The sequence below is a fragment of the Actinopolymorpha rutila genome (assembly GCF_013407855.1).
Lineage (GTDB): Bacteria > Actinomycetota > Actinomycetes > Propionibacteriales > Actinopolymorphaceae > Actinopolymorpha > Actinopolymorpha rutila.
In genome coordinates this window covers 4,811,055-4,833,815 of record NZ_JACBZH010000001.1, presented here as the reverse complement: position 1 = coordinate 4,833,815, position 22,761 = coordinate 4,811,055, and the positions used below count along the sequence as shown (strand labels likewise).

The 22,761-nt window shown below is 71.3% G+C and carries 19 protein-coding genes and 1 riboswitch; of the genes, 8 read left to right on the top strand and 11 right to left on the bottom strand.

The annotated features are described in order from the left end of the window. Positions 1–65 precede the first annotated feature (65 nt). From F4554_RS21545 to F4554_RS21530, 4 genes are all read right to left on the bottom strand, one after another. Entirely contained in the window at positions 66–1,829 is a 1,764-nt protein-coding gene (locus F4554_RS21545; RefSeq protein ID WP_337796152.1) for an acetyl/propionyl/methylcrotonyl-CoA carboxylase subunit alpha, read from the bottom strand. A 133-nt stretch (positions 1,830–1,962) separates the two neighbouring features. Further along, complete coding sequence (locus F4554_RS21540; RefSeq protein ID WP_337796151.1) at positions 1,963–2,670, bottom strand: class I SAM-dependent methyltransferase; 708 nt, start codon at positions 2,668–2,670, stop codon at positions 1,963–1,965. 70 nt (positions 2,671–2,740) lie between these two features. Continuing rightward, entirely contained in the window at positions 2,741–4,921 is a 2,181-nt protein-coding gene (locus F4554_RS21535; RefSeq protein ID WP_179789246.1) for a heavy metal translocating P-type ATPase, read from the bottom strand. A gap of 483 nt (positions 4,922–5,404) precedes the next feature. Continuing rightward, positions 5,405–5,800 carry a MerR family transcriptional regulator gene (locus tag F4554_RS21530; protein WP_179789245.1) on the bottom strand — a complete coding sequence of 132 codons (396 nt, stop codon included), beginning with the start codon at positions 5,798–5,800 and terminating at the stop codon, positions 5,405–5,407. Positions 5,801–5,881: 81 nt separating this feature from the next. Between F4554_RS21530 and F4554_RS21525 the strand changes: the two genes are divergently transcribed. The 5 genes from F4554_RS21525 (at position 5,882) to F4554_RS21505 (ending at position 11,603) form a co-directional block, all read left to right on the top strand. Next, positions 5,882–7,048, top strand: coding sequence for an acyl-CoA dehydrogenase family protein (locus F4554_RS21525; protein WP_179789244.1), 1,167 nt, complete (start codon positions 5,882–5,884; stop codon positions 7,046–7,048). A gap of 100 nt (positions 7,049–7,148) precedes the next feature. Beyond that, positions 7,149–8,750, top strand: a complete 1,602-nt coding sequence (locus F4554_RS21520) for an acyl-CoA carboxylase subunit beta (protein WP_337796150.1) — start codon at positions 7,149–7,151, stop codon at positions 8,748–8,750. A gap of 231 nt (positions 8,751–8,981) precedes the next feature. After that, on the top strand, positions 8,982–9,794 hold the full coding sequence (locus F4554_RS21515) for a sugar phosphate isomerase/epimerase family protein (RefSeq protein WP_179789243.1): 813 nt from the start codon (positions 8,982–8,984) through the stop codon (positions 9,792–9,794). Positions 9,795–9,959: 165 nt separating this feature from the next. Then, the gene (locus tag F4554_RS21510) at positions 9,960–10,820 is read left to right on the top strand and encodes a fumarylacetoacetate hydrolase family protein (protein WP_179789242.1); all 861 of its coding nucleotides are present in this window, start codon (positions 9,960–9,962) and stop codon (positions 10,818–10,820) included. A 30-nt stretch (positions 10,821–10,850) separates the two neighbouring features. After that, complete coding sequence (locus tag F4554_RS21505) at positions 10,851–11,603, top strand: SDR family NAD(P)-dependent oxidoreductase (RefSeq protein WP_179789241.1); 753 nt, start codon at positions 10,851–10,853, stop codon at positions 11,601–11,603. A gap of 106 nt (positions 11,604–11,709) precedes the next feature. On the opposite strand, the gene F4554_RS21500 is transcribed toward F4554_RS21505, so the two are convergent. Further along, entirely contained in the window at positions 11,710–12,378 is a 669-nt protein-coding gene (locus F4554_RS21500) for a Maf family protein (RefSeq protein WP_179789240.1), read from the bottom strand. A 102-nt stretch (positions 12,379–12,480) separates the two neighbouring features. Here F4554_RS21500 and F4554_RS21495 point away from each other — a divergent pair, with 102 nt between their 5' ends. Further along, complete coding sequence (locus F4554_RS21495) at positions 12,481–13,821, top strand: ADP-ribosylglycohydrolase family protein (protein WP_202889406.1); 1,341 nt, start codon at positions 12,481–12,483, stop codon at positions 13,819–13,821. A gap of 15 nt (positions 13,822–13,836) precedes the next feature. Here the strand turns inward: F4554_RS21495 and F4554_RS21490 are convergent, their stop codons facing one another. Both F4554_RS21490 and metE read right to left on the bottom strand, forming a co-directional pair. Then, on the bottom strand, positions 13,837–14,706 hold the full coding sequence (locus tag F4554_RS21490; RefSeq protein ID WP_179789239.1) for a helix-turn-helix domain-containing protein: 870 nt from the start codon (positions 14,704–14,706) through the stop codon (positions 13,837–13,839). An 87-nt stretch (positions 14,707–14,793) separates the two neighbouring features. After that, positions 14,794–17,073: a 5-methyltetrahydropteroyltriglutamate--homocysteine S-methyltransferase gene (gene metE / locus F4554_RS21485; RefSeq protein ID WP_179789238.1), complete on the bottom strand. Its 2,280-nt coding sequence runs from the start codon at positions 17,071–17,073 to the stop codon at positions 14,794–14,796. Positions 17,074–17,198: 125 nt separating this feature from the next. Next, positions 17,199–17,430: riboswitch (cobalamin riboswitch) on the bottom strand. Between the two features lie 183 nt (positions 17,431–17,613). On the opposite strand from metE, the gene dgoD reads away from it, so the two are divergent. After that, positions 17,614–18,759, top strand: coding sequence for a galactonate dehydratase (gene dgoD, locus F4554_RS21480; RefSeq protein WP_179789237.1), 1,146 nt, complete (start codon positions 17,614–17,616; stop codon positions 18,757–18,759). Positions 18,760–18,779: 20 nt separating this feature from the next. Here dgoD and F4554_RS21475 read toward each other — a convergent pair whose 3' ends face one another. From F4554_RS21475 to F4554_RS21465, 3 genes are read right to left on the bottom strand one after another with little or no spacing between them, the layout of a single operon-like run. Further along, entirely contained in the window at positions 18,780–19,151 is a 372-nt protein-coding gene (locus tag F4554_RS21475) for a hypothetical protein (protein ID WP_179789236.1), read from the bottom strand. A gap of 11 nt (positions 19,152–19,162) precedes the next feature. After that, complete coding sequence (locus F4554_RS21470) at positions 19,163–19,933, bottom strand: hypothetical protein (protein WP_179789235.1); 771 nt, start codon at positions 19,931–19,933, stop codon at positions 19,163–19,165. Positions 19,934–19,942: 9 nt separating this feature from the next. Then, on the bottom strand, positions 19,943–20,257 hold the full coding sequence (locus F4554_RS21465) for a type VII secretion target (protein ID WP_179789234.1): 315 nt from the start codon (positions 20,255–20,257) through the stop codon (positions 19,943–19,945). A 243-nt stretch (positions 20,258–20,500) separates the two neighbouring features. Here F4554_RS21465 and F4554_RS21460 point away from each other — a divergent pair, with 243 nt between their 5' ends. After that, a complete protein-coding gene (locus tag F4554_RS21460) occupies positions 20,501–20,929 on the top strand; it encodes a hypothetical protein (protein ID WP_179789233.1) in 429 nt (142 codons plus the stop codon). A 106-nt stretch (positions 20,930–21,035) separates the two neighbouring features. Here the strand turns inward: F4554_RS21460 and F4554_RS21455 are convergent, their stop codons facing one another. Continuing rightward, the gene (locus F4554_RS21455; protein WP_179789232.1) at positions 21,036–22,721 is read right to left on the bottom strand and encodes a DUF885 domain-containing protein; all 1,686 of its coding nucleotides are present in this window, start codon (positions 22,719–22,721) and stop codon (positions 21,036–21,038) included. Positions 22,722–22,761: the final 40 nt, after the last annotated feature.

Sequence of the window (22,761 nt, the reverse complement as noted above, 5' to 3'; positions counted from 1 at the left end):
TCCGTTCGATCCCGATCGCGCCCGACGTGCGGCGAGGCTGGGTGCGGCGCACGCCGCGACCGCGGTCAGTCCTTGATCTCGCAGAGCGTGGCGCCGGCCGTCACCGTGGCGCCGACCTGCGCGGACAGCCCCGCCACCGTGCCCGCCTTGTGCGCGTTGACCGGTTGCTCCATCTTCATCGCCTCCAGGACGACGATCAGGTCGCCGGCCTGGACCGCCTGGCCCTCCTCGACGGCGACCTTCACCAGCGTCCCCTGCATGGGCGAGGTGAGGGTGTCACCGGAGGCACTGGCGCCGGCCCTGGCGCCGCCACCCCGGCGGGGCGGCTTGCGGGTGCCGCCGGCTGGAGCCCCGCCGGTGGCGCCGAGCCCGGCCGGGAGCACGACCTCGAGCCGCTTGCCGTCCACCTCGACGGTGATCCGCTCGCGCTCGGGTGCCTCGGCGGCCTCGGTGGGGCCGTCGTAGGGAGCGATGGTGTTGTCGAACTCGGTCTCGATCCAGCGGGTGTGCACCGCGAACTCACCGTCGGGCGCGGTGAACGCCGGCGACTCCAGCACCGCGCGGTGGAACGGCAGCACGGTGGGCATGCCGTCGGCGACGAACTCCGCGAGCGCCCGGCGGGAACGGGCCAGCGCGTGTTCGCGGTCGCGACCGGTGACGACCAGCTTGGCGATCAGCGAGTCGAACGCCCCCGGCACCGTCTCGCCCTGGTCGTAGCCCTCGTCCAGGCGTACGCCGGGACCGGACGGCGGGTGCCAGCGGGTCAGCGTGCCGGGTGCGGGCAGGAAGTTGCGGCCGGCGTCCTCGGCGTTGATCCGGAACTCGATGGAGTGCCCGCGTACTGCCGGGTCGTCGTAGCCCAGCGGCTCACCCGCGGCGATCCGCAGCTGCTCGCGCACCAGGTCGAGGCCGGTGACCTCCTCCGACACCGGGTGCTCGACCTGCAGCCGGGTGTTGACCTCGAGGAAGCTGATCGTGCCGTCCTGGCCGACCAGGAACTCACACGTGCCGGCGCCGACGTAACCGGCCTCGCGCAGGATCGCCTTGCTGGCGGAGTAGAGCGTGTCCAGTTGCGCGGCGGACAGGAACGGCGCCGGCGCCTCCTCGACCAGCTTCTGGTGGCGGCGCTGCAGCGAGCAGTCGCGGGTGGACACCACCACGGCGTTGCCGTGGGTGTCGGCGAGGCACTGCGTCTCCACGTGCCGCGGCCGGTCGAGGTAGCGCTCCACGAAGCACTCGCCGCGCCCGAACGCCGAGACCGCCTCGCGCACGGCCGAGTCGAACAGCTCGGGAATCTCCTCTGCCGTACGAGCGACCTTCAGGCCCCGGCCACCGCCGCCGTACGCCGCCTTGATCGCCACCGGCAGGCCGTGCTCGCGGGCGAAGGCCAGCACCTCGTCGGCGTCGGCCACCGGGTCGGCGGTGCCGGGAACCAGCGGAGCGCCGACCTTCTGCGCGATGTGGCGGGCCTTGACCTTGTCGCCGAGGGCGTCGATCGCGGCCGGCGGGGGACCGATCCAGGTGAGGCCGGCGTCGGCGACCGCGGTGGCGAACCCGGCGTTCTCGGCGAGGAAGCCGTAGCCGGGGTGCACCGCGTCGGCACCGGCGCGCCGGGCGACGTCGACCAGCTTGTCGATCGCGAGGTAGCTGTCCGCCGGGGTCGCGCCGTCCAGTGCGTACGCCTCGTCGGCGACGCGGACGTGCAGCGCGTCCCGGTCGGGGTCGGCGTACACGGCGACGCTGGCCACACCCGCGTCCCGGCACGCCCGCGCGATCCGGACGGCGATCTCGCCACGGTTGGCGATGAGCACCTTGCTGATGGTCGACACCCTGTGGTCCTCCCTCCGCGGGTCGCGGCCCGACGCGGCGTTCGCCGCCGTCGCCCCATGCCCGCGCGACCCCACAACTTTCCCGGAGTCTAGGACACGTCCTGGGCCCGCGGCCGGAGCGACGGCCGGGCGATCAGGAGGGTGACCAGCCGACGAGGACCGCGAACCGCAGCTGGGCGAACGGGCAGGCCGCGTCGGCGAAGCCCGCCTCGCGCAGCCAGCCCACCTGGTCCGCCGCGGTGGCCGGCCGGTCGAAGGCCATCCGCGCCCGGGCGGCGGCGAGTTCGGCGTCGTCGGACCCGCGGGCGCGTGCGTCCTCCTCCCACCAGCTGTCGTACAGCTCGTCCAGCCGGGACGTGGGCCCGGCGACCTGCTCGGCGTTGACGAAGACACCGCCGGGCGTGAGTACGCCGAGGATGCGGCGGTAGAGATCGCGCTTGCCGTCGTCGTCGAGATGGTGGATGGCCAGCGCGGAGATCACCGCGTCGTACTGGCCGTGGGGGAGCGGCTCGGCGAGGTCCTGCCGGCGGATCTCGTGGGCGACTCCGCGCGCGGACAGTGCACTCGCGGCCTCGGCCAGCATGGGCGCGGCGGAGTCGACCAGGGTCAGCTCGGCGCGCGGCCGCACTCCGGCGACCAGCGCGGAGAACAACCCGGTGCCCGCGCCGAGGTCCAGGACCCGCGGAGCCTCCGGCAGGTCCAGGGTGGCGAACCGCAACGCGGTGCCGTAGAAGTCGTCGAAGCAGGGCACCAGCCGGCGCCGAGCACTGTCGTAGGTGCCGGCGGCCGCGCCGAACGCCGCCTCGATCGTCTCGAAGTTCGAGATTGACGTCTCGTTCACCGGACGATCGTAGCGGCGTTCGGCTCGCGGCGACTCGGCGTGCGGTCTATGCCGGCCGCCGGCCCAGGCGTTACGGCGTGAGCCGGACCCGGCGGAGCAGTTGGGCATTCAGCGCCACCACGATCGTGGAGACCGACATCAGCACCGCGCCGACGGCGGGGCTGAGGGTGACACCGGCCCAGGCCAGCGCACCCGCGGCCAGCGGGATCGCGACGACGTTGTAGCCGGCTGCCCAGCCGAGGTTCTGCAGCATCTTTCGGTACGACGCGCGGGACAGCCGGACCACGCCGGCCACCGCCCGCGGGTCGGAGGCGGCCAGCACCACACCGGCGGACTCGATCGCCACGTCGGTGCCGGCGCCGATCGCGATGCCGACGTCGGCCCGGGCGAGTGCGGGTGCGTCGTTGACCCCGTCACCCACCATGGCGACGGTCAGCCCGCGTTCCTGCAGCCGGGCAACGGCGCGCTGCTTGTCGTCCGGGAGCACCTCGGCGAACACCTCGTCCTTGCCGGGAAGGAACCCGAGGTCAGCAGCGACCGCCTCGGCGACCGGACGGGCGTCGCCGGTCACCATGGCGATGGTGGTGACGCCGAGCTGGCGCAGGTGCGCGATCGCCTCCCGCGCCTCCGGCCGCACCTCGTCCTCCAGTGCCAGGGAGCCGAGCACCTGCGCGCCCGCGTCCGTACGTCCGTTCTCGTCTGCCCGCACCAGGTGGAGAACGGCGGCGCCGCGCGCCTCCCAGCCGGCGACCGTGTCGCGCAGGTCGTCCGGTACCGACGTACCGAACTCCCGCAGCAGCGCCGGCCCACCGACGGCGTACGACGTACCGTCAACCTTGGCTTGCACCCCGCGGCCGGTCAGTGAACGGAAGCCGCTCGCCGTCGCCGGGGTGGTGCGTTCCTTCGCGGCGTTGACGACCGCGCGGGCCAGCGGGTGTTCGCTGTCGGCCTCCACCGCCGCGGCCAGGGCGAGCAGCCGGTCCTCCGTCAGTGGGGCCTCGCCGGCTGTGCTGGTGGATGTCGTGGCCACCGCGACGACCTTGTGCCGGCCCTTGGTCAGCGTTCCGGTCTTGTCGAACAGAACCGCGTCGACGGTACGCATCCGTTCCAGTGCCAACCTGTCCTTGACGAGGATGCCGGAGCGGGCGGCCAGCGCCGTGGACAACGCGATCACCAACGGGATGGCCAGGCCGAGCGCGTGCGGGCAGGCGATCACCAGGACGGTGACGGTGCGCACCACCGAGTTGTCGAGATCGCCGAGCAGCCACCAGACGGCGAACGTGACGACGCCCGCCGCGAGCGCAACGTAGAACAACAGCGCGGCGAACCGGTCGGCCAGTGCCTGCGCCCGGCCACCGGAAGCCTGCGCCTGGGCGACCAGGCGGGCGATCCCGGCCAGCGCGGTGTCCTTGCCGACCGCCTGGATCTCCACCCGGACGGCGGAGTCGGTCGCCACGGTGCCGGCGACCACGCGGTCTCCGACCGTACGCGGAACCGGGCGGGACTCCCCGGTGATCATCGACTCGTCGACCTCGGCGCCTCCGTCGACCACGCGGCCGTCCGCGGGCACCCGTGCGCCCGGTCGGACGAGTACGACGTCGCCGACCGTCAGCGCGTCGACCGGCACCCGCTCGGTGCCGTCCGCGGTGACGCGTTCGGCGTCGTCGGGCAGCAGTTTCGCCAACGCCGCAAGGGCGCCCTGGGCCTGGCCGATCGCCTTCATCTCCTGCCAGTGGCCCAGCAGCATGATGGTGATCAGCGCGGCCAGCTCCCACCAGAACTCCAGGTCGAACCACCCGAGGCTGCTGGCCGCGGACGCGCCGTAGGCGACGACGACCGCGAGCGAGATCAGCAGCATCATCCCGGGAGCCCGGTCTCGAAGCTCGGCGACGGCGCCCGCCAGGAACGGCCGGCCGCCGTAGAGGAAGACGGCCGTGCCGAGGACGGGTCCGACCCAGGCGATGCCCGGGAAGTCCAGCGAGTAGCCGAACCACCGCATGACCATCTCGCTGGTCGCCACGACCGGCAGCGTCAGCAGCAGGCTCAGCCAGAACTTCCGCCGGAACATCTCCGGGTCGTGGCCGGCGTGCTTGTCGTGCCCGCCATGTCCCATGTGGTCGTCATGCCCGCCATGTGCGGCGTGTGCAGCATGTGTGGCACTTGCGGCCTGGGCGGCATGTTCCTCGTGTCCGGCCCGCTCGGGCTGTGCGTTCTCCGGGTGCGGGGCGTTCACGGATCTCACCTCGTTCATGCCGCACACCATACCCCCCTACGGTATATGCGCAAGCCCTACTCGGCGCCGAGCCGCTCTGGTCCGAGGGTCGCGTTCGGCTTCTCGTTCGCTGCGCGGGCGGCTCGTTCCTCGCCGACCACTTCGCTCACTCGGCGCCGAGCCGCTCTGGTCCGAGGGTCGCGTTCGGCTTCTCGTTCGCTGCGCGGGCGGCTCGTTCCTCGCCGACCACTTCGCTCACTCGGCGCCGAGCCGCTCTGGTCTGATGGTCGCGTTCGGCTTCTCGTTCGCTGCGCGGGCGGCTCGTTCCTCGCCGACCACTTCGCTCACTCGGCGCCGAGCCGCTCTGGTCCGAGGGTCGCGTTCGGCTTCTCGTTCGCTGCGCGGGCGGCTCGTTCCTCGCCGACCACTTCGCTCACTCGGCGCCGAGCCGCTCTGGTCCGAGGGTCGCGTTCGGCTTCTCGTTCGCTGCGCGGGCGGCTCGTTCCTCGCCGACCACTTCGCTCACTCGGCGCCGAGCCGCTCCAGATCCTCACGGCAGCGCCCCTCCACCTCGGCGAGTTCCGCGAGGGTGGTGTCGATGTCGCGGCGGCGCTCCTCCAACTCCCGGCGACGCGAGCCGATCTGCTCCAGCAGGTAGCGCAACTGGCCCTGCTCACCCGGCTCCGCGTCGTACATTCCGATGATCGTCTCGATCTCGCGCAGCGAGAACCCCAGCCGCCGGCCCCGCAGCACCAGCCCCAGCCGCACCCGGTCGCGCGCGTGGAAGACCCGCTGACTGCCCCGGCGCTCCGGCGCCAGGAACCCCTTGTCCTCGTAGAACCGGATCGTCCGCAGCGTCACGTCGTACTCCTCGGCGAGCTGCGTGATCGTCCAGGTCGGGGCGGCTGCTTCTGGCATGTCCTTCGTCCCCTTGCGCGGATCGGCGGCATCGGCTTACGTTTACGTAAGCGTAAACCTGCGAGCTCCTGGGAGCCCACCATGACCTTCGAGCTCTCTCCCGAGCACGAGACGTTCCGCGAGGTGGTCGCGGACTTCGCCCGGGCCGAGATCGCCCCGCACTCCGCCCGTTGGGACGAAGCGCACCATTTCCCCGTCGAGGCGGTCGCCGCGATGGGCAAGCTCGGGCTCTTCGGGCTGGTGGTGCCCGAGGACTACGGCGGAAGCGGTGGCGACTTCACCAGCCTGTGCGTCGCGATCGAGGAGATCGGCCGGGTCGACCAGTCGCTCGGGCTCACCCTGGAGGCCGCGGTCGGGCTCGGCATCGGCCCGATCCTGGCGTGGGGCACCGACGAGCAGAAGACCCGATGGCTGCCCGACCTCGCCACCGGCCAGGCGCTCGCCGGCTTCGGCCTGACCGAGGCGGAGGCGGGTTCGGACGCCGGGGCCACCCGCACCCGCGCCCGCCTCGACGAGGACACCTGGGTCATCGACGGCGGCAAGCAGTTCATCACCAACTCCGGGACGCCCATCACGTCGCTGGTGACGGTGACCTCCCGCACCGGCCAGGACGGCGACGGCAGTCCGGAGATCTCCGCGATCATCGTCCCCGCCGGCACGCCCGGCTTCACCGTCGAGCCCGCCTACCGCAAGCTCGGCTGGCACGCCTCCGACACCCACCCGCTGTCGTTCGACAACTGCCGCGTCCCGGCCGACCACCTGCTGGGCGAGCGCGGCTCCGGTTTCCGGCAGTTCCTGGCGACGCTGGACGAGGGCCGGATCGCCATCGCCGCACTGGCCACCGGGCTGGCGCAAGGCTGCCTTGACGAGGCCACGGAGTACGCGAAGACGCGGATCGCGTTCGGCCGTCCGATCGGTGTCAACCAGGGGTTGTCGTTCCAGCTCGCCGACCTGCGGGTGGCGGTGGAGGCCAGCAGGCTGCTGACGTACAAGGCGGCGGCGATGAAGGACGCCGGGCGACCGGCCGCGGAGCTCAAGCAGGCGGCGGCGATGGCCAAGCTGTTCGCCAGCGAGGCCGCGGTGACCGCGACGCGGACCGCCACCCAGGTGTTCGGCGGCTACGGGTTCATGGAGGAGTATCCGGTGGCCCGCTTCTACCGCGACGCGAAGATCCTGGAGATCGGCGAGGGGACCAGCGAGATCCAGCGCATGGTGATCGCCCGCTCGCTCGGACTTCCGGTGGCCTGAAACATGTCCTGGCGTGGGTTCGGCAGGTCGTGCAGCACCTGCGGGAGATGGCCTAGCCTGCCGGTGATGGCTGCGGAAGTCGGCAGAACGGGGAGTTGGCGTGAGTGATCAGCCCCTAGGACCAGGCGGTCCCGCCCGGCCGGGTGAGCCCGTCCGGACGACGGGTGAGCCCGTACGCACGAACGGCGCGCAGGAGCTGGCCGCCGCCCGCGAAGCCACTCTGCGGCCCACCGAGAAGGGTTCGGCCAAGCTCGCCGACCAGAACAAGCTCTACGTCCGCGAGCGGATCGCGCAGCTCGTCGACGAGGGCACGTTCGTCGAGGACGGCCAGCTGGCCAACGCCCTGGCCGACGGCCTGCCCGCCGACGGCGTGGTGACCGGGCGCGGCCTGGTCGACGGCCGGCCGGTGCTGGTGGTCGCCAACGACCCCACGGTGAAGGCCGGTTCGTGGGGCGCGCGGACGGTCGAGAAGATCGTGCGCGTCACCGAGGTCGCCCTGCGCGACGAGCTGCCGATCTTCTGGCTGGTCGACTCCGCGGGCGCGCGCATCACCGACCAGGTGGAGCTGTTCCCCGGTCGCCGCGGCGCGGGCCGGATCTTCGCCAACCAGGTCGCACTGTCGGGCAAGGTCGCCCAGATCTGCTGCCTGTTCGGGCCGTCGGCGGCCGGCGGTGCGTACATCCCGTCGTTCTGCGACCTGGTGATCATGGTGGAGTCCAACGCGTCGATGTACCTCGGTTCGCCGCGGATGGCGGAGATGGTGGTGGGGGAGAAGGTGTCGCTGTCGGAGATGGGCGGCGCGCGGATGCACACCACCGTCTCCGGGTGCGGCGACCTGCTCGCCGCCGACGACGAGGAGGCGATCGAGCTCGCCAGGGAGTACTTCTCCTACCTGCCGGCGACCTGGCGCGACCAGCCGCCGGAGTTCGACGCCCGCCCGCCGGCCCGGCCCTTCACCGCCGACCTGGTGCCCGCGCAGGACAGCGCTGGATACGACATGCACGTCCTGCTGGACGCGCTCTTGGACGCCGACAGCTTCTTCGAGGTGAAGCCGCTCTACGCCGCGGAACTCGTCGTCGGGTTCGGCTGCCTGGAGGGACAGGTCGTCGGCATCGTCGCCAACAACCCGGCCGTGCGCGGCGGTGTGCTGTTCGTGGACAGCGCGGACAAGGCGGCGAGGTTCATCTGGCTGTGCGACGCGTTCAACGTCCCGCTGGTCTATCTCGCCGACGTTCCCGGCTTCATGATCGGCAGCGAGGTCGAGCGCCAGGGCATCATCCGGGCCGGCGCGAAGATGATCACGGCGGTGGCCGACGCGACCGTGCCCACTGTGTCGGTGATCGTACGAAAGGCCTACGGAGCAGGGCTGTACGCCATGTGCGGGCCCGGCTTCTCCCCGGACGCGTGCATCGCGCTGCCCACGGCGAAGATCGCGGTGATGGGTCCGGAGGCGGCGATCAACGCGGTCTACTACAACCGCATCGCCCAGATCGAGGATCCGCAGGAGCGGGCCGCCTACGTCGAGCGGCTGCGGTCGGAGTACGAACACGACATCGACATTCTCCGGCTGGCCGCGGACCTGGTGATCGACGCCATCGTGGAGCCCGCCGACCTGCGCGCGGAGATCGTGGCGCGGCTGGCCGCGGCCCAGACCAAGGACCGGCGTACGCCGGACAAGCGGCGCGGCGTCCCGCCGATGTGACGTCGGCGCCGGCCGATGTGACGGCGGTGTCCGATCCCGGACGGTCGCCCAAATCCGCGCGTGCCGAGCTGAGCGGTGACATGCCCGCTGACCTGGGCGGCCTCTCGCGGACGCCATGTCTCAGGCACTGGGACGCTGGACGAGCCCCGGGGCCGCTGCGGCAGGATGGGGCCGGACTGTCTCAACCCTGGCGTCCAGACCACCGCCCAATCCACAACGGAGCGTGAAGTTATGGCGACACCCCTCGCCCTGCAGTTGTACACCGTGCGCGACGCGATGGCCGCCGATCGCGGTGCCGCCCTGGCCAGGGCCGCGGAGCAGGGCTTCCGGGCCGTCGAGCCGTTCGGCATCGGAAACCCCCAGCGACCGCTGGAGGAGCGGCTGGCCGACGCGCGGGAGTTCCGATCCCAGCTGGACGCAAACGGCCTGAAGGTCGTCGCCGTGCACGGCTCGGTCTCCGCCGGCGACGAGGCCGACGGTGTCTACGACGAGCTGGAGATCCTCGGCACCGACCGGCTGGTCGCAGCGGTGCCCGGCGCGGTCGCCGGTGTGGGCGGCGGCATGGGCAACGACGTGCTGGCCAAGGCCGACGGCGTGAAGCTGCTGGCGGAGGGCCTGAACGCCGCCGCCGAGCGGGCCGCCGCGCGCGGAGTCAAGGTCGGCTACCACAACCACGACTTCGAGTGGGAGCCCGTCGAGGACGGCACCCCGGCTTACGACATCCTCGTCGGCCACCTCGACCCGCGGGTGTTCCTGGAGGTGGACGTCTACTGGGCGCACACCGCCGGGCAGAACCCCGCGCAGGTCATCTCCTCCTACGTCGACCGCGTCTTCACCCTGCACGTCAAGGACGGCCCGGGTGTGCGCGGCCAGCTGCAGACGGCCGTCGGCCAGGGTTCGGTCGACAACCCCGCCGCGATCGCCGCCGGCACCAACGTCGGCTACCACGTCATCGAGCTCGACGAGGCGCCCGGCGACCCGTTCGACGTCTCCCGCACGGGTGCGGAGTGGCTGATCGAGCGCGGCCTGTCCAGCTGGAGCTGACCCTCCCCGCCGGCGTCAGGGCGTGTTCCGACACACGTCCTGGTCGCCGGGTCCCGATGTTCGCGACGGCACCGCTTCCGGCGGCGACCAACCGGTGAGTCGCCGGAAGTGGTGCCGTCACCACGTGCGACGTCTGCCAGGACGCCGCGACAAGGAGGCACGTACGTGCAGTTGTTGCGACTTGGCGCCCCCGGCGCCGAGCGGCCCGCGGTCCGTACGGACGACGGCCGGCTCCTCGACCTGTCCCCGGTGACCAACGACATCGACGGGGCGTTCCTCGCCGGTGGCGGCATCGCCACCGCCCGCGAGGCGGTGGCCTCCGACCGGCTGTCGCCGATCGACGACCCGGCCGACGGCAGCGGGCTGCGGGTCGGCCCGCCGATCGCCCGTCCGGGAGCGGTGTTGTGCATCGGCCAGAACTACGCCGCGCACGCCGCCGAGTCCGGTGACCCGCCGCCGAAGACGCCCATCCTTTTCTTCAAGCACCCCAACACCGTCGTCGGCCCCTACGACGACGTGGTGGTCCCGCGCGGTGCGACCCGGACCGACTGGGAGGTCGAGCTGGGCGTGGTGATCGGCAAGACCGCGCGCTACCTCGAGTCTCCGGAGGTCGCACTGGAGCACGTGGCCGGCTACGTCGTCTCCAACGACGTGTCCGAGCGCGCCTTCCAGATCGAGCAGTCCGGCGGCCAGTGGTCCAAGGGCAAGTGTGCGGAGACGTTCAACCCGCTCGGGCCGTGGCTGGTGCCCGCGGACGAGGTCGACCCGCAGAAGCTGCGGCTCGGTTCGTCGGTCAACGGCGAGGTCCGGCAGGACTCCAGCACCGCCGACATGGTGTTCGACGTGGCCTACCTCGTCTGGCACCTGTCGCAGTACCTCGTCCTCGACCCGGGCGACCTGGTCAACACCGGCACGCCGCAGGGCGTCGCGCTGTCCGGGCGCTTCCCCTACCTCGGCTCCGGTGACGTGATGGAGCTCGAGATCGACGGACTGGGCAAGCAGCGGCAGCGACTGGTCGACGCCTGAGGCGTGAGTACGAACGAGGGGAGTAGATCGATGGGTGAGTTCGACGGGTTGGTCGCAGCGGTCACCGGTGGCGCCTCCGGCATAGGGCTGGCCGCGGCAGGCCGGCTGGCCCGGCAGGGTGCCCAGGTCGCCTGCCTGGACCTCAAGCCCGACGACGTACCCGCACCGTTGGTCGGTGTGGCCTGCGACGTCACCGACGACGCGTCGGTCACCGCGGCGATCGCGGAGGTCGTACGCCGGTTCGGCAGGCTCGACGTCCTGGTCAACAACGCCGGGATCGGCGCGCAGGGCACCGTCGCCGACAACGACGACGCCGAGTGGCACCGGGTGTTCGACGTCAACGTGGTGGGCATCGCCCGGGTCAGTCGCGCGGCGCTCCCGCACCTGCGGCAGTCGCCGTCGGCGGTGATCGTCAACACCTGTTCGGTCGCGGCCACCGCGGGTATCCCGCAACGAGCGCTCTACAGCGCGTCCAAGGGGGCGGTGCGGGCGCTGACGTTCGCGATGGCCGCCGACCATCTCGAGGACGGCATCCGGGTCAACTGCGTCCACCCTGGCACCGCGGACACCCCGTGGGTCGGCCGGCTGCTGGACAAGGCCGAGGACCCCGAGGCCGAGCGCAAGGCGCTGGAGGCCCGGCAGCCGATGGGCCGGCTGGTGTCGGCCGAGGAGGTGGCGCAGGGGATCGTCTACCTCGCCTCGCCGGGCGCCGCTGCCAGCACCGCCGTCGAGTTGTGTGTCGACGGCGGCATGCAGAACCTCAGGTTGCGCCCGAAGTCCTGAGGAAGGAAAGGCCTGACGACGGCCCGGTCCTGCGCCCCTCGGCCGCGTGCGGCGGTGCGCCCGCCGCACGCAAGCCGGGGTTGACGCGGGGCCGGCGTCGATGGAGTCAGTGGGAACGGTTCCAGAGTTCGGGCCAGGCGACGTCGAGTTCGCGCAGCAGCCTGCGCAGCAACGGCAGGGAGACGCCCACAACGTTGTGGTGGTCGCCCTCCACCCGCTCGACGAAGGCGCCGCCGAGCCCGTCGACGGTGAACGCACCGGCCACCGCCAGCGGCTCGCCGGTCGCGACGTACGCCTCGATCTCCTCGTCGGTGACGTCGGCGAACCACACCGTCGTGGAGGCGGTGCCCTGGGCGATCCGCCCGCTTTCGGGGGAGATCACACAGTGGCCGGTGTGAAGGACGCCGCTTCGGCCGCGCATGCGCAGCCAGCGGCGCCGGGCCTCAGCGGCGGTCCGGGGCTTGCCGAGCGTCTCGCCGTCGAACTCCAGGACGGAGTCGCAGCCCAGAACCACCGTCGGAGTGGCCACCAGGCCGGCCTGGCCGTCGGAGCGGCTTTCACCGGCCCGGCCGAGGTCGGCGGCCACGGCCTCGGCCTTGCGGCGGGCGAGGACGAGCGCGTGCCCGGCGGTGTCGGTCGCGCCGGTGTCCACCGTTTCGTCCACGCCGGACACGATCACGTCAGGTTCGATCCCGGCGGCTCGCAGCGTCGCGAGCCGAGCCGGGGAGGCCGACGCCAGAACCAGCCGGATCTTGCTGTACGAGCTTGCGGTCATCGGCGCATTCTACGAAGGCGCCCCGCCCGAGTGGGCTCGCCGGATGCGCGACAGGCCGCATCGGCACCCCTGGGGGCCGTGACGGACCTGTGAGGAGAGCCCGTGGCAATCGAGTACGCCAGCCTGCCGACTGTTCTCGACCGCGAACTCGCCCAGCGGAGCGAGTCCGGTCACGACGTGTCAGCGGTGACCGCACAGCTGTCCGGCCCGGCGCGTGAGGTGACTCCCGACCTCGCCCGGCTGCTGCTCGACCAGTTGGCCACCGTGCCCGAAAGGCCGGACTGGCCCTACCTCGAGCCGTCCACTCTCCCCGAGATCCTCGACGAGCTTCCGTCCACCACCACCACACCGTTCCGGCCGATCGGCGCGGCCGAACTCCGGGACCGAATCCAGGCCGCCTGGCTGGGGCGGTGCGCGGGCAACTGCCTGGGCAAGCCCGTGGAGGACGGTGAGTTCTGGACGCCGGAGCGGCTGCGTTCCTACCTAGAGTTCACCGGCAACTATCCGGTCCGCGACTACGTGAGCCGGCTCCAGCCGATGCCGGAAGGCTACGTGCTGCATCCGTCGTGGACGGAGACCACCAAGGGCCGGATCCGCTACGCCCCGCGCGACGACGACCTCGACTACACCCTGCTCGGCCTGCACCTGCTGGAGAGCAAGGGGTTCGACTTCACCACCGCCGACGTCGCGGAGGAGTGGCTGCAGCGGTTGCCGTACCACCTCACCTACACCGCCGAACGCGTCACCTACCGCAACCTGGTGTGCGGCGTCGAACCCGGCCGGTCGGCGGTGGTGGACAACCCTTTCCGCGAGTGGATCGGTGCGCAGATCCGTGGCGACGTGTTCGGGTACGTCTGTGCGGGCAGGCCGCGCGACGCGGCGGTGCTCGCGTTCGCGGACGCCGCGCTGTCGCACGTGGCCAACGGCATCTACGGCGAGATGTGGGCGGCGGCGCTGGTGGCCGCGGCGTTCACCGCCGGATCCTTGTGCGAGGCGGTGGAGGAGTCGATCCGGCACGTGCCGCGGCGTTCCCGCCTGGCCGAGGCGCTTCGGTGGGCCGTGGAGGCACGCGACCAGCACGCCGACTGGCACGACGCGGTCGCGGAGTTGCGGGAACGCTACGGCCACTACCACTGGATCCACACCATCAACAACGCCGCGGCCTGTGCGCTCGCCCTGCTCTACGCCGACGACGACTACGGCACGGCGATCGGGCTGGCCGTCCAGGCAGGTCTGGACACCGACTCCAACGGCGCGACGGTCGGGTCGGCCGCCGGGGCGTTCGCCGGGCGGGGCGGGATCCCGCGGCACTGGACCTCGCCGTTCGGCGACGTGCTGCGCAGCGCGCTGTACGGCTTCGACCGGAGCAGCATCCGCGACGTCGCCGAGCGCACGTTCACGCTGGCTCGTACCTACGCCGTCCGTCACCCCGCGCTCGTGTGAATGCCCTCGGGCGGGTCAGGTGTGGTCGGCGAGGAGCCGTCGGGCGAGCCGGAGCACGCCGGCGCGGGTGAGTGGCTCGTGCGGGTCGTCGGTGGCGTGGGCGCTCCGGTAGGTGCGGGGAGGTACGTCGTAGACCGCGCGGAAGCGCCGGGAGAAGTGGAACGGACTGCTGAAGCCGCACGCGTTCGCGACCGCGGCGACGGTGAGGTTGCTGCGCTGGAGGAGAGTGGCGGCCCGGGCGAGGCGGACGAGTTCCATCGCGGCGACCGGGCCCACGGAGTACTCCGCCCGGAACAGTCGGCTCAGGTGTCCGGGCGATACACCCGCGGCCGCGGCGAGCTCGCCGAGCGAGAGCGGGCGGGTGCCGTCGTTGCGCCAGGCGGCGGCCACCGAGTCGGCCAGCCGGCGCAGGTGTGGCGACAGCCCGGCGTCGGCCGCCACGTCGTCGGGTACCGGTCCGCGGACGAACAGGTCGAGCAGCCAGCCCAGGACCTCCGCGGTCCGGGTGAGGTCGGGGTTCGGGGCGCCGGCCGCGAGCCACAGCGCGTACTCACACAGCGCCGCCATGGGGTCCGCCGGTGACAGCGATCTGGTGAGCGGCCAGCGGTCGGGGTCGCCCAGGCTGCCCGCGTCCGCGACGCCGAAATGTGCGTACGCGTGTGCGGAGGGGCGTTCTGCGTCCCAGCGGAAGTGGTCGCGCATGCCGGGCCTTGCCAGGAGCAGGGTGCCCGGGTGCAGGTCGAGCCGGTGGTCGCCGCACTGCCAGTGGGCGCTGCCCCGCAGCAGCCAGACGAACTCGAAGTCGACGAGGGTCCGGGGACCGAACGTCGTCCTCGGCGGGTACTCGGCGATCTCCGGGCCGGTCCGCAGGACAAGCTGCGCCACGTGCAGCAGGGTAGGCCGTCGCCCGGCCGGAGAGGTCGCGGCCCGTGCCAGCGCCCCTCGCGGTGAGCGGCGCCGACACGACCGGACTCAGGCAGGTCGGCGGGCGGGCAAACTGGCGCGGACCCGGCGGGTGGCCTCGACCAGGTTCCGAAGCGCCGGCTCGACCTCGGCGTAGGTGCGGGTCTTCAGGCCACAGTCGGGGTTGACCCACAGCCGGTCGGGCGGCACCGCCTCCAGCGCCAGCCGGAGTGCCTCCTCGATCTCGGCCACGGTGGGCACCCGCGGGCTGTGGATGTCGTACACCCCCGGGCCGATGCCGCGCCGGTAGCCGGCCTTGGCCAGGTCGGTGACGAGTTCCATCCGCGACCGCGCCGCCTCCACGCTGGTGACGTCCGCGTCCAGGGCGTCGATGGTGTCGACGATCTCGCCGAACTCCGAGTAGCACATGTGCGAGTGGATCTGCGTCCGCTCGGCGACGCCGGAGGTCGCCAGCCGGAACGCGCCGACCGCCCAGTCGACGTAGGCAGGCTGGTCCGCAGCCCGCAGTGGGAGCAGCTCACGCAGGGCGGGTTCGTCGACCTGGATGTAGCGGATGCCGGCCGCCTCCAGGTCGCGGATCTCGTCGCGCAGCGCGAGCGCCACCTGCCGGGCCGTCTCGGCCAGTTGCTGGTCGTCACGAACGAAGGACCAGGCCAGCATGGTGACCGGTCCTGTCAACATCCCCTTGACAGGCTTGCCGGTCCGGGACTGGGCGTACGTCGTCCACTCCACCGTCATCGGCCGCGGCCGGGCCACGTCGGCGTACAGGATCGGCGGCCGGACGTAGCGGGTGCCGTAGGACTGCACCCAGCCGTGGGACGTGCCGGCGAACCCGGACAGCCGTTCGGCGAAGTACTGCACCATGTCGTTGCGTTCGGGCTCGCCGTGCACGAGCACGTCCAGTCCGATGTCCTCCTGCAGCGCGATGATCTCGTCGATCTCGCCCCGCATCCGCGTGTCGTAGGCGGCCTGGTCGATCCGGCCGGCGCGCAGGTCGGCCCGAGCCCGGCGGATCCGGGCGGTCTGCGGGAACGAGCCGATCGTCGTCGTCGGCAACGGCGGCAGCGCGCCGGCCTGCAGCCGGGCGCGTTCGGCGTAGTCGCGCCGGGATGTGCCGGTGCCCAGGCTGGCCAGCCGGGCCCGGACCCGCCCGTCCACCGTGTCCTCGGCGGTGCCGGTGGCGGCCGACGCCGCGGCGAGTTCGCGTTGGACCGCCTGGTGTCCCTCGCGCAGGGCCCGGCCGAGCAGGACCACCTCGTCGACCTTCTGCCGGGCGAAGGCGAGCCGGTCGCGCAGTCCGTCGGGCAGATCGGGTTCCAGGGTGAGGTCGAGCGGAACGTGCAGCAACGAGCAGGAGGTGCCGACCACCAGGTCCCCGACGGAGCCGAGCAGGGACGCCGCGACCGACATTGCGCGGGCCAGGTCGGTCCGCCAGACGTTGCGGCCGTCGACCAGACCGGCCACCACGGTGCGATCGCCGAGCCCGGCCGCCGCGATCCGGTCCGCGTCGGCGGCTCCGGCCACGAGGTCGAGCGCGAGCCCGTCCACCCGTGTGCCCGCCAGGACGGGCAGGGCCGGGCCGATCGGGCCGAAGTACGTCGCCACCATCAGTTTCGGCCGGTGTGCAAGCGATCCCAGGCGGTCGTACACCGTCCTCAGCGCGGACAGTTCGGCGGAGTTGCGGTCGGCGGCGAGGACGGGCTCGTCCAACTGCACCCACTCCACGCCCGCGTCGGCCAGCCCGTCAAGGAGCCCGACGTAGGCGTCCAGCAGCGGGCCGAGCAGGTCGAGCGGGCGGAAGTCCTTCGGTGCGTCAACCGCGGGTTTCGCCAGGAGAAGGAAGCTCAGCGGGCCGAGCAGGACGGGCCGGGTGGTGACACCGAGCGCGGCTGCCTCTTCGTACTCCGTGACCGGCCGGGACCGCGCACCGGCGGTGCGGAACGTGGTGTCCGGCCCGAGCTCGGGGACGAGGTAGTGGTAGTTGGTGTCGAACCACTTCGTCATCTCCAGCGGCGCTGTGCCCTCGGTGCCGCGGGCCATCGCGAAGTACCGGTCGAGCCCGTCCAGCCCGGCGAACCGGCGCGGGACGGCGCCGAACAGTTCGGCGTGGTCGAGTACGTGGTCGTAGAACGAGAACGTGTGCGACGGAACGAGATCGACGCCCGCGTCGCGCAGGGTTTCCCACGTGTCGCGGCGCAGCGCGGCGGCGGCCTGGTGCAGTGCCGCGGCGTCGATCCGGCCGGCCCAGTAGTCCTCGGTGGCCCGCTTGAGCTCACGGCGCGCCCCGATCCGGGGGTAGCCGAGGACGGTCGTACGCACGGTTTCCATGGAGTCCTTCCCTCGGGAACTCGGAGCCCGGGGCGGACGAGGGGAGGACCAGGTCGAACGACGACAGCGGAAGCCACCGGTCGTCCGAACGCCTTCCCACGAGGCCACGGACCACCGCGGGCCGGGTGGCCCACGGACGGATGGCAGGTCTTCGGACTCGTGGGCGCCACCGGCAGTACGTCTCCGGTGTTTCCTACTGGCCGTCGCTTCCCAGGTGGCTGATGATGCCGCCCAGTGCGATCTCACGGCTGTCGTTCCCACTCACCGCTGCGGGGCAGTCCCGGATTTGCACCGGGTTCCCTCTTGCCTCACCGGCCCGAGCGAGCGAACCGGTGAACCAACCGCACCGCCGACCTTAGCCCCTTCGGTCCGAAGGGCCGCGCACCGCGCCGGTGGGCCGGGTCCGGTCGCGGCGGGCCGGGCATGGCCCGCGGCGGCCGGGTCTCCGGTAGCGTCGTCGCGGATGTACGCGACGCCGGTGCCGGTCCCCGTGCGGACGGTGCTCGGTCGCGTCGACGAATGCGTGGAAGGAGTCCGCGGGTGAAGATCACCGGCCTGACGACCTATCTCGTGGCGCCACGGTGGTGCTTCCTGCGAATCGACACCGACGAGGGCGTGACGGGCTGGGGCGAGCCGATCGTCGAGGGCCGCGCGCACACCGTCGCGGCGGCGGTGGACGAGGCGGCCGACTACCTCGTCGGCCAGGACCCGCTGCGCATCGAGGAGCACTGGCAGGTGCTCAGCAAGGGCAACTTCTACCGCGGCGGGCCGGTGCTCTCCAGCGCGGTCGCCGGGATCGACCAGGCGCTGTGGGACATCGCCGGCAAGGTGCACGGTGTGCCGGTGTACCAGCTGCTCGGCGGTCACGTCCGCGACCGGATGCGGGTCTACGGCTGGATCGGCGGTGACCGGCCGGACGTGGTGGCCGACGCCGCGAAGAACATGCAGAACCAGGGCTTCACGGCGATCAAGATGAACGGCGGCGGGGAGATGCGCCGGGTGGACACCGCCGCGCAGTGTCTCGCCCTGGTCGACCGGGTGGCGGCCATCCGGGAGGCGTGCGGGCCCGACTTCGACATCGCCATCGACTTCCACGGCCGCTTCACGGTCGCCATGGCCCGGCGGACCCTGCCGCTCCTCGAGCCCTACCTGCCGTTCTTCGTCGAGGAGCCGCTCGTCCCGGAGCTGACCGACCAGATCGGCCAGATCTGTTCCTCCACGTCGATTCCGATCGCCACCGGAGAACGGTTGTACTCCCGCTGGGACTTCAAGGACGTGCTGAGCGCCGGCATCGCGATCGCGCAGCCGGACCTCTCCCACGCGGGCGGGATCTCCGAGGTGCGCCGGATCGCCGCTCAGGCGGAGGTGTACGACGTCGCGCTCGCGCCGCACTGCCCGCTCGGCCCGATCGCCCTGGCGGCCTCGCTCCAGGTCGACTTCGCCAGCCCCAACGCGCTGATCCAGGAGCAGAGCCTCGGCATCCACTACAACGAGGGCTCGGACCTGCTCGACTACCTCGTGGACACGTCGGTCTTCGGGTTCGCCGACGGTTATGTCACCCGGCCGACCAAGCCCGGGCTCGGCATCGAGGTGGACGAGAAGGAGGTCGCGCGGGCCGCGGAGGTGGGCCACCGGTGGCGTACTCCGACGTTCCGGCGCGACGACGGCTCGCTCGCCGAGTGGTGAGCCGGTCCCTCTCCAAGCGTTCATGAGGCTTCCTCGAGGTCGTCCTCCTCTGTGAGCGAGGCCAGGTAGGCCTCGCCCGCGGCGGCCCGCGCCGCTCGCTCGTCGTCGGACAGCTGGGAGTACCAGTCGAGGAAGCCGCGCACGTGGGTGGTGAACTCCTCCGCGTAGGCGGAGGAGGAAGCGGCCTCGGCCAGGCTCATCCGCCCATGGCGAACGTCTTCGGCAAAGTCGCGCAGCACGGGGCGGGTGCTGTCCGCGGCGAGTACGTCCAGCGACCGGCGGATGAGACGATCACGACCAGGATCGTCGGCGAGCCCCCGGAGCTCATCGAAGTCCTTCTCGTAATCCGACTCCGACCCTCGACGCGATCCAGCGTCAGAATTCGTGACCATGTGCACTCCAGTCACCAGTCACCAGTCGGCGGCGCCGTGGAAAGCCCAGCGTTGGTGGGTGGCCGCGGAAGATGCTTGATGGCGTAACAGAGCTGGGCAACGCTTCCGCAGATTCCGAAGATGCCGACCTCCATCCTGGTCAACATCTTCGTGATGAGAATCCACGTCTGTCCAACCTTGGTGAGCGCCGCTGCTGCAACTGCCGCCGCGACGACCGGGCCGACTCCCGTGGTGGCCGTAGCGGCTCCGGCGGCAACAGCTGTCGCTGCGCAGAGCGCGAAGTCGATGAGTGTCTGGAGCAGTTCACCGAGTCCTTTGGAGCCGTACCACACCAGGAGGGCGAGACGCTCGTACGCTTCGGAGCCGGCCTTGAGTGCACGATCGAGCGAGTCCAGGTAAGTCGTGAGTTCACGGAAGTAGTCGAACGCGGCGTCGGCCGCGTTGCCGTCCCAGGTCGCGTCGAGGAGAGAGTTTCCACGGCGCAGGTTGGTAGCGACGGCTCCGTAGGCGTCACCGAGCATGCGCCACAGGTCGACGCAGTCGGCGAAGCATTTCCAGTCTCCTGCCAGCCGCGCCGCCACCTCCTGGAAGGGATCCGTCCCGATCGTTCCGTAGACGAGTTCGAGGATCCAGGCAGAAGGGCTGGTCAGGGCCAGCACCTCGTCGATCGAGTCGAGGAGAGTCCTGGGATAGCCGTTGATGCCGCTCGGGTGGACGAGGTTTTCCTGGGGGTCCACCACGTCGGCGAACCCGCTGTCCGCATACGTGTTGTCCGTGTTCATGGTCACGCCTCAGCGTCGGGTCGGAGGCAGCGCGCCATCGAGTCGCTGCGCCGCCTCGAGGTCGGTTGATCGGTAGCGTGATGCCGCGAGCCGGACCTGCTTCTCCGCGTTTTCGAAGAGGCGGGCGAGCTCGCCGAGTTGGTTGCACAGTGGGTGATAGAACTCCTGGTGGCAGTCTTTTACCAGCGCTATCAATCCTCTGGACGACAGCGAAATCGCGCCGTATCGGCGGGCGTGCGCGTGGATCGCCTCCGCGTCGTCACCTGCCCTCCGAAGTAGCCGGGCGAAGTCATCGAGGTCATCAGGGACAACGGTGAGGCTCATGGCACGGTACTTTCCGCTCGACGAATCTGACGTCAGGAAGCCTAGGAAGGTGTCGAACTCTGCGTCGTTCCTCGGTTTGTTCCTGTGGACAACTACGCCGAACGACTGCCTGTGGACAGTTGTTCAGCACCCTGTGGATGAACCGGCGCGGTGGCGTTGTCCCGTCCGATAGGCTCCGGACCCCGACAGGACGACCGCGAGGAGGGCAGTCAGCACATGGCGGTCCTTCGAACCATTGACCGGGTGCTTGACAAGTTCCTGTTGACGATGGCCAGATTTTATCGATACGGCCGAATGCGAAGGAGTATCGAGGAACTCGAACGGGTCGAGCGGGAGAGCGGTGTGATTCGGTCTCCCCGCCGAGCAGAGTTTCGGCGGGGACTCGGGTACCGCTCCGTCGACGACCTTCGCTTCCTCGTGATGTATCCAGCCGTCTTCGCGTTTCTGCTGGCGGTAATCGCAGGGTGGTTCAGGTTGCGACGCGGTCTGGAACGGGATGACTGGGGTGTAGCGGTCATGCTCGTGCTAGGAGGCGCCGCCTGCTACTTCACCTGGAAGGGCTGGTTCGCCGCGCAGTGGAAGTACCGCTGGTATCCGTTGTTCGCCGTGCTGGCTGTGATTCTCGAGTTCGGCGTTCTGGCCTTGGCGGTGAGGAACGACACCGGTTGGTGAGCGGTGCACGTTCAGCCGATCGAACCGAAGCCGACCGGCACTTCGACCGAAGTGTGAAGGAACCTGGTGGCCTGGCCGCCGGCCGAGGCGGGCGAGCCCGCGAGGGTCACAGGCGGGCGAGGGCGTCCCGCAGCGGGTCGAGACCGAGCGCACCGAGGTCGAGCGCCGCGCGGTGGAACTCCTTCAGGTCGAACGCCGACCCCTTGCGTGCCCTGGCGTCCTCGCGGGCGGCGAGCCAGATCCGTTCGCCCACCTTGTACGACGGGGCCTGCGCCGGCCAGCCGAGGTAGCGGTTCACCTCGAAGCGCAGGAAGTCCTCGTCGACCCGGGTGTGGGCCAGCATGAACTCCAGCGCCAGCTCGGGAGTCCAGCGTTCGCCGACCCGCCAGCCGAAGGCGTTCGGCGGGATCGGGTAGCCGAGGTGCAACCCGAGGTCGACCACCACCCGCGCCGCCCGCAACGCCTGCGCGTCCAGCATGCCGAGCTTCGCGCCGGGTTCGTCGAGGTAGCCGAGGTCGTCCATCAGTCGTTCGGCGTACAACGCCCAGCCCTCACCGTGCCCGGAAACCCAGCACAGCAGGCGCTGCCAGCGGTTGAGGAGGTCCTTGCGTACGACGGTCTGCGCGACCTGCAGGTGGTGGCCGGGTACGCCCTCGTGGAAGACGGTGGTCACCTCCTTCCAGGTGGCGAACGACGTGACGCCCTTCGGCACCGACCACCACATCCGGCCCGGGCGGGCAAGGTCCTCGCTGGGCGCGGTGTAGTAGATGCTGCCGTCACTGGTGGGCGCGATGCGGCACTCGATGCGGCGGATCTCCTCCGGGATGTCGAAGTGGACCCCCGCGAGTTCGGCGAGGGTCCGGTCGGCGAGTTCCTGCATCCACTCGCGGAAGGCGTCCTTGTCGGCGATCCGGCGCTGGGGGTCCGTGTCCAGCGCGCTCACGGCGTCCGCGACGGAGCCGCCGGGGACGATCCGATCGGCGACGCCACGCATGTCCGTCTCGATCCGGGTCAGCTCCTCCCAGCCCCACGCGTAGGTCTCGGCGAGGTCGACGGCGGCGCCCAGGAAGTAGCGGGAGGCGAGTGCGTACTGCGCCTCGCCGACTCCGTCGGTCGTGCGTCCCTTCGGAGCGAGCTCGGTGCGCAGGAAGCGTTCGAAGTCGGCCACCGACTGCCGGGCCACCTCCGCGCCACGGGCGAGATCGGCCCGCAGGGCGGACCCGACGGCGACGCCTCCATCGCTGTCAACGCCGGCTTGCGCGACCAGCGAGCCGAAGAAGTCGTCCTCGGGCGGCAGCCAGGACCGGCACTGGTCGGCACAGGCGTCGATCTGGCGGCGGGCCGCGACCCGGCCGTCCGCGGCGGCCTCGGCGAGCGAAAGCCGGAAGCCGCCGAGCGCGTCGGGAATCCTCGCCAACCTGGCCGCCACCGTGGCCCACGCCGCCTCGCTGTCGGTGGGCATCAGGTCGAAGGCGCCGCGGACGTCCTGCAGCGGGCTGGCCACGACGTTGAGGTCGCTGGTGGTGACACCGGCGTCGTGGCGCTCGAGTTCGAGACCGAGGCGCTCGAGCATGGCCGCTCGGGCGACCGTCTCCCGCTCGTCCTGCGGCTCGGTCGCCTGCAGTTCGCGGACGGCCGCGCGGGCCAGGTCGGCCCGCCGGTCGAAGCCGTCGGGGGAGTAGTCGGTGAGCTGGTCGTCATAGCCCGCGATGCCCGCGAACGTCGCGCCTACCGGGTCGGCGGCGGCGTAGTCGTCGACGTACCTGTCAGCGATCTCGTCAGTGCGCCCCATGAGGCGAGAGCTTAGGGGACGCTCCGTGTCGTACGCCCGG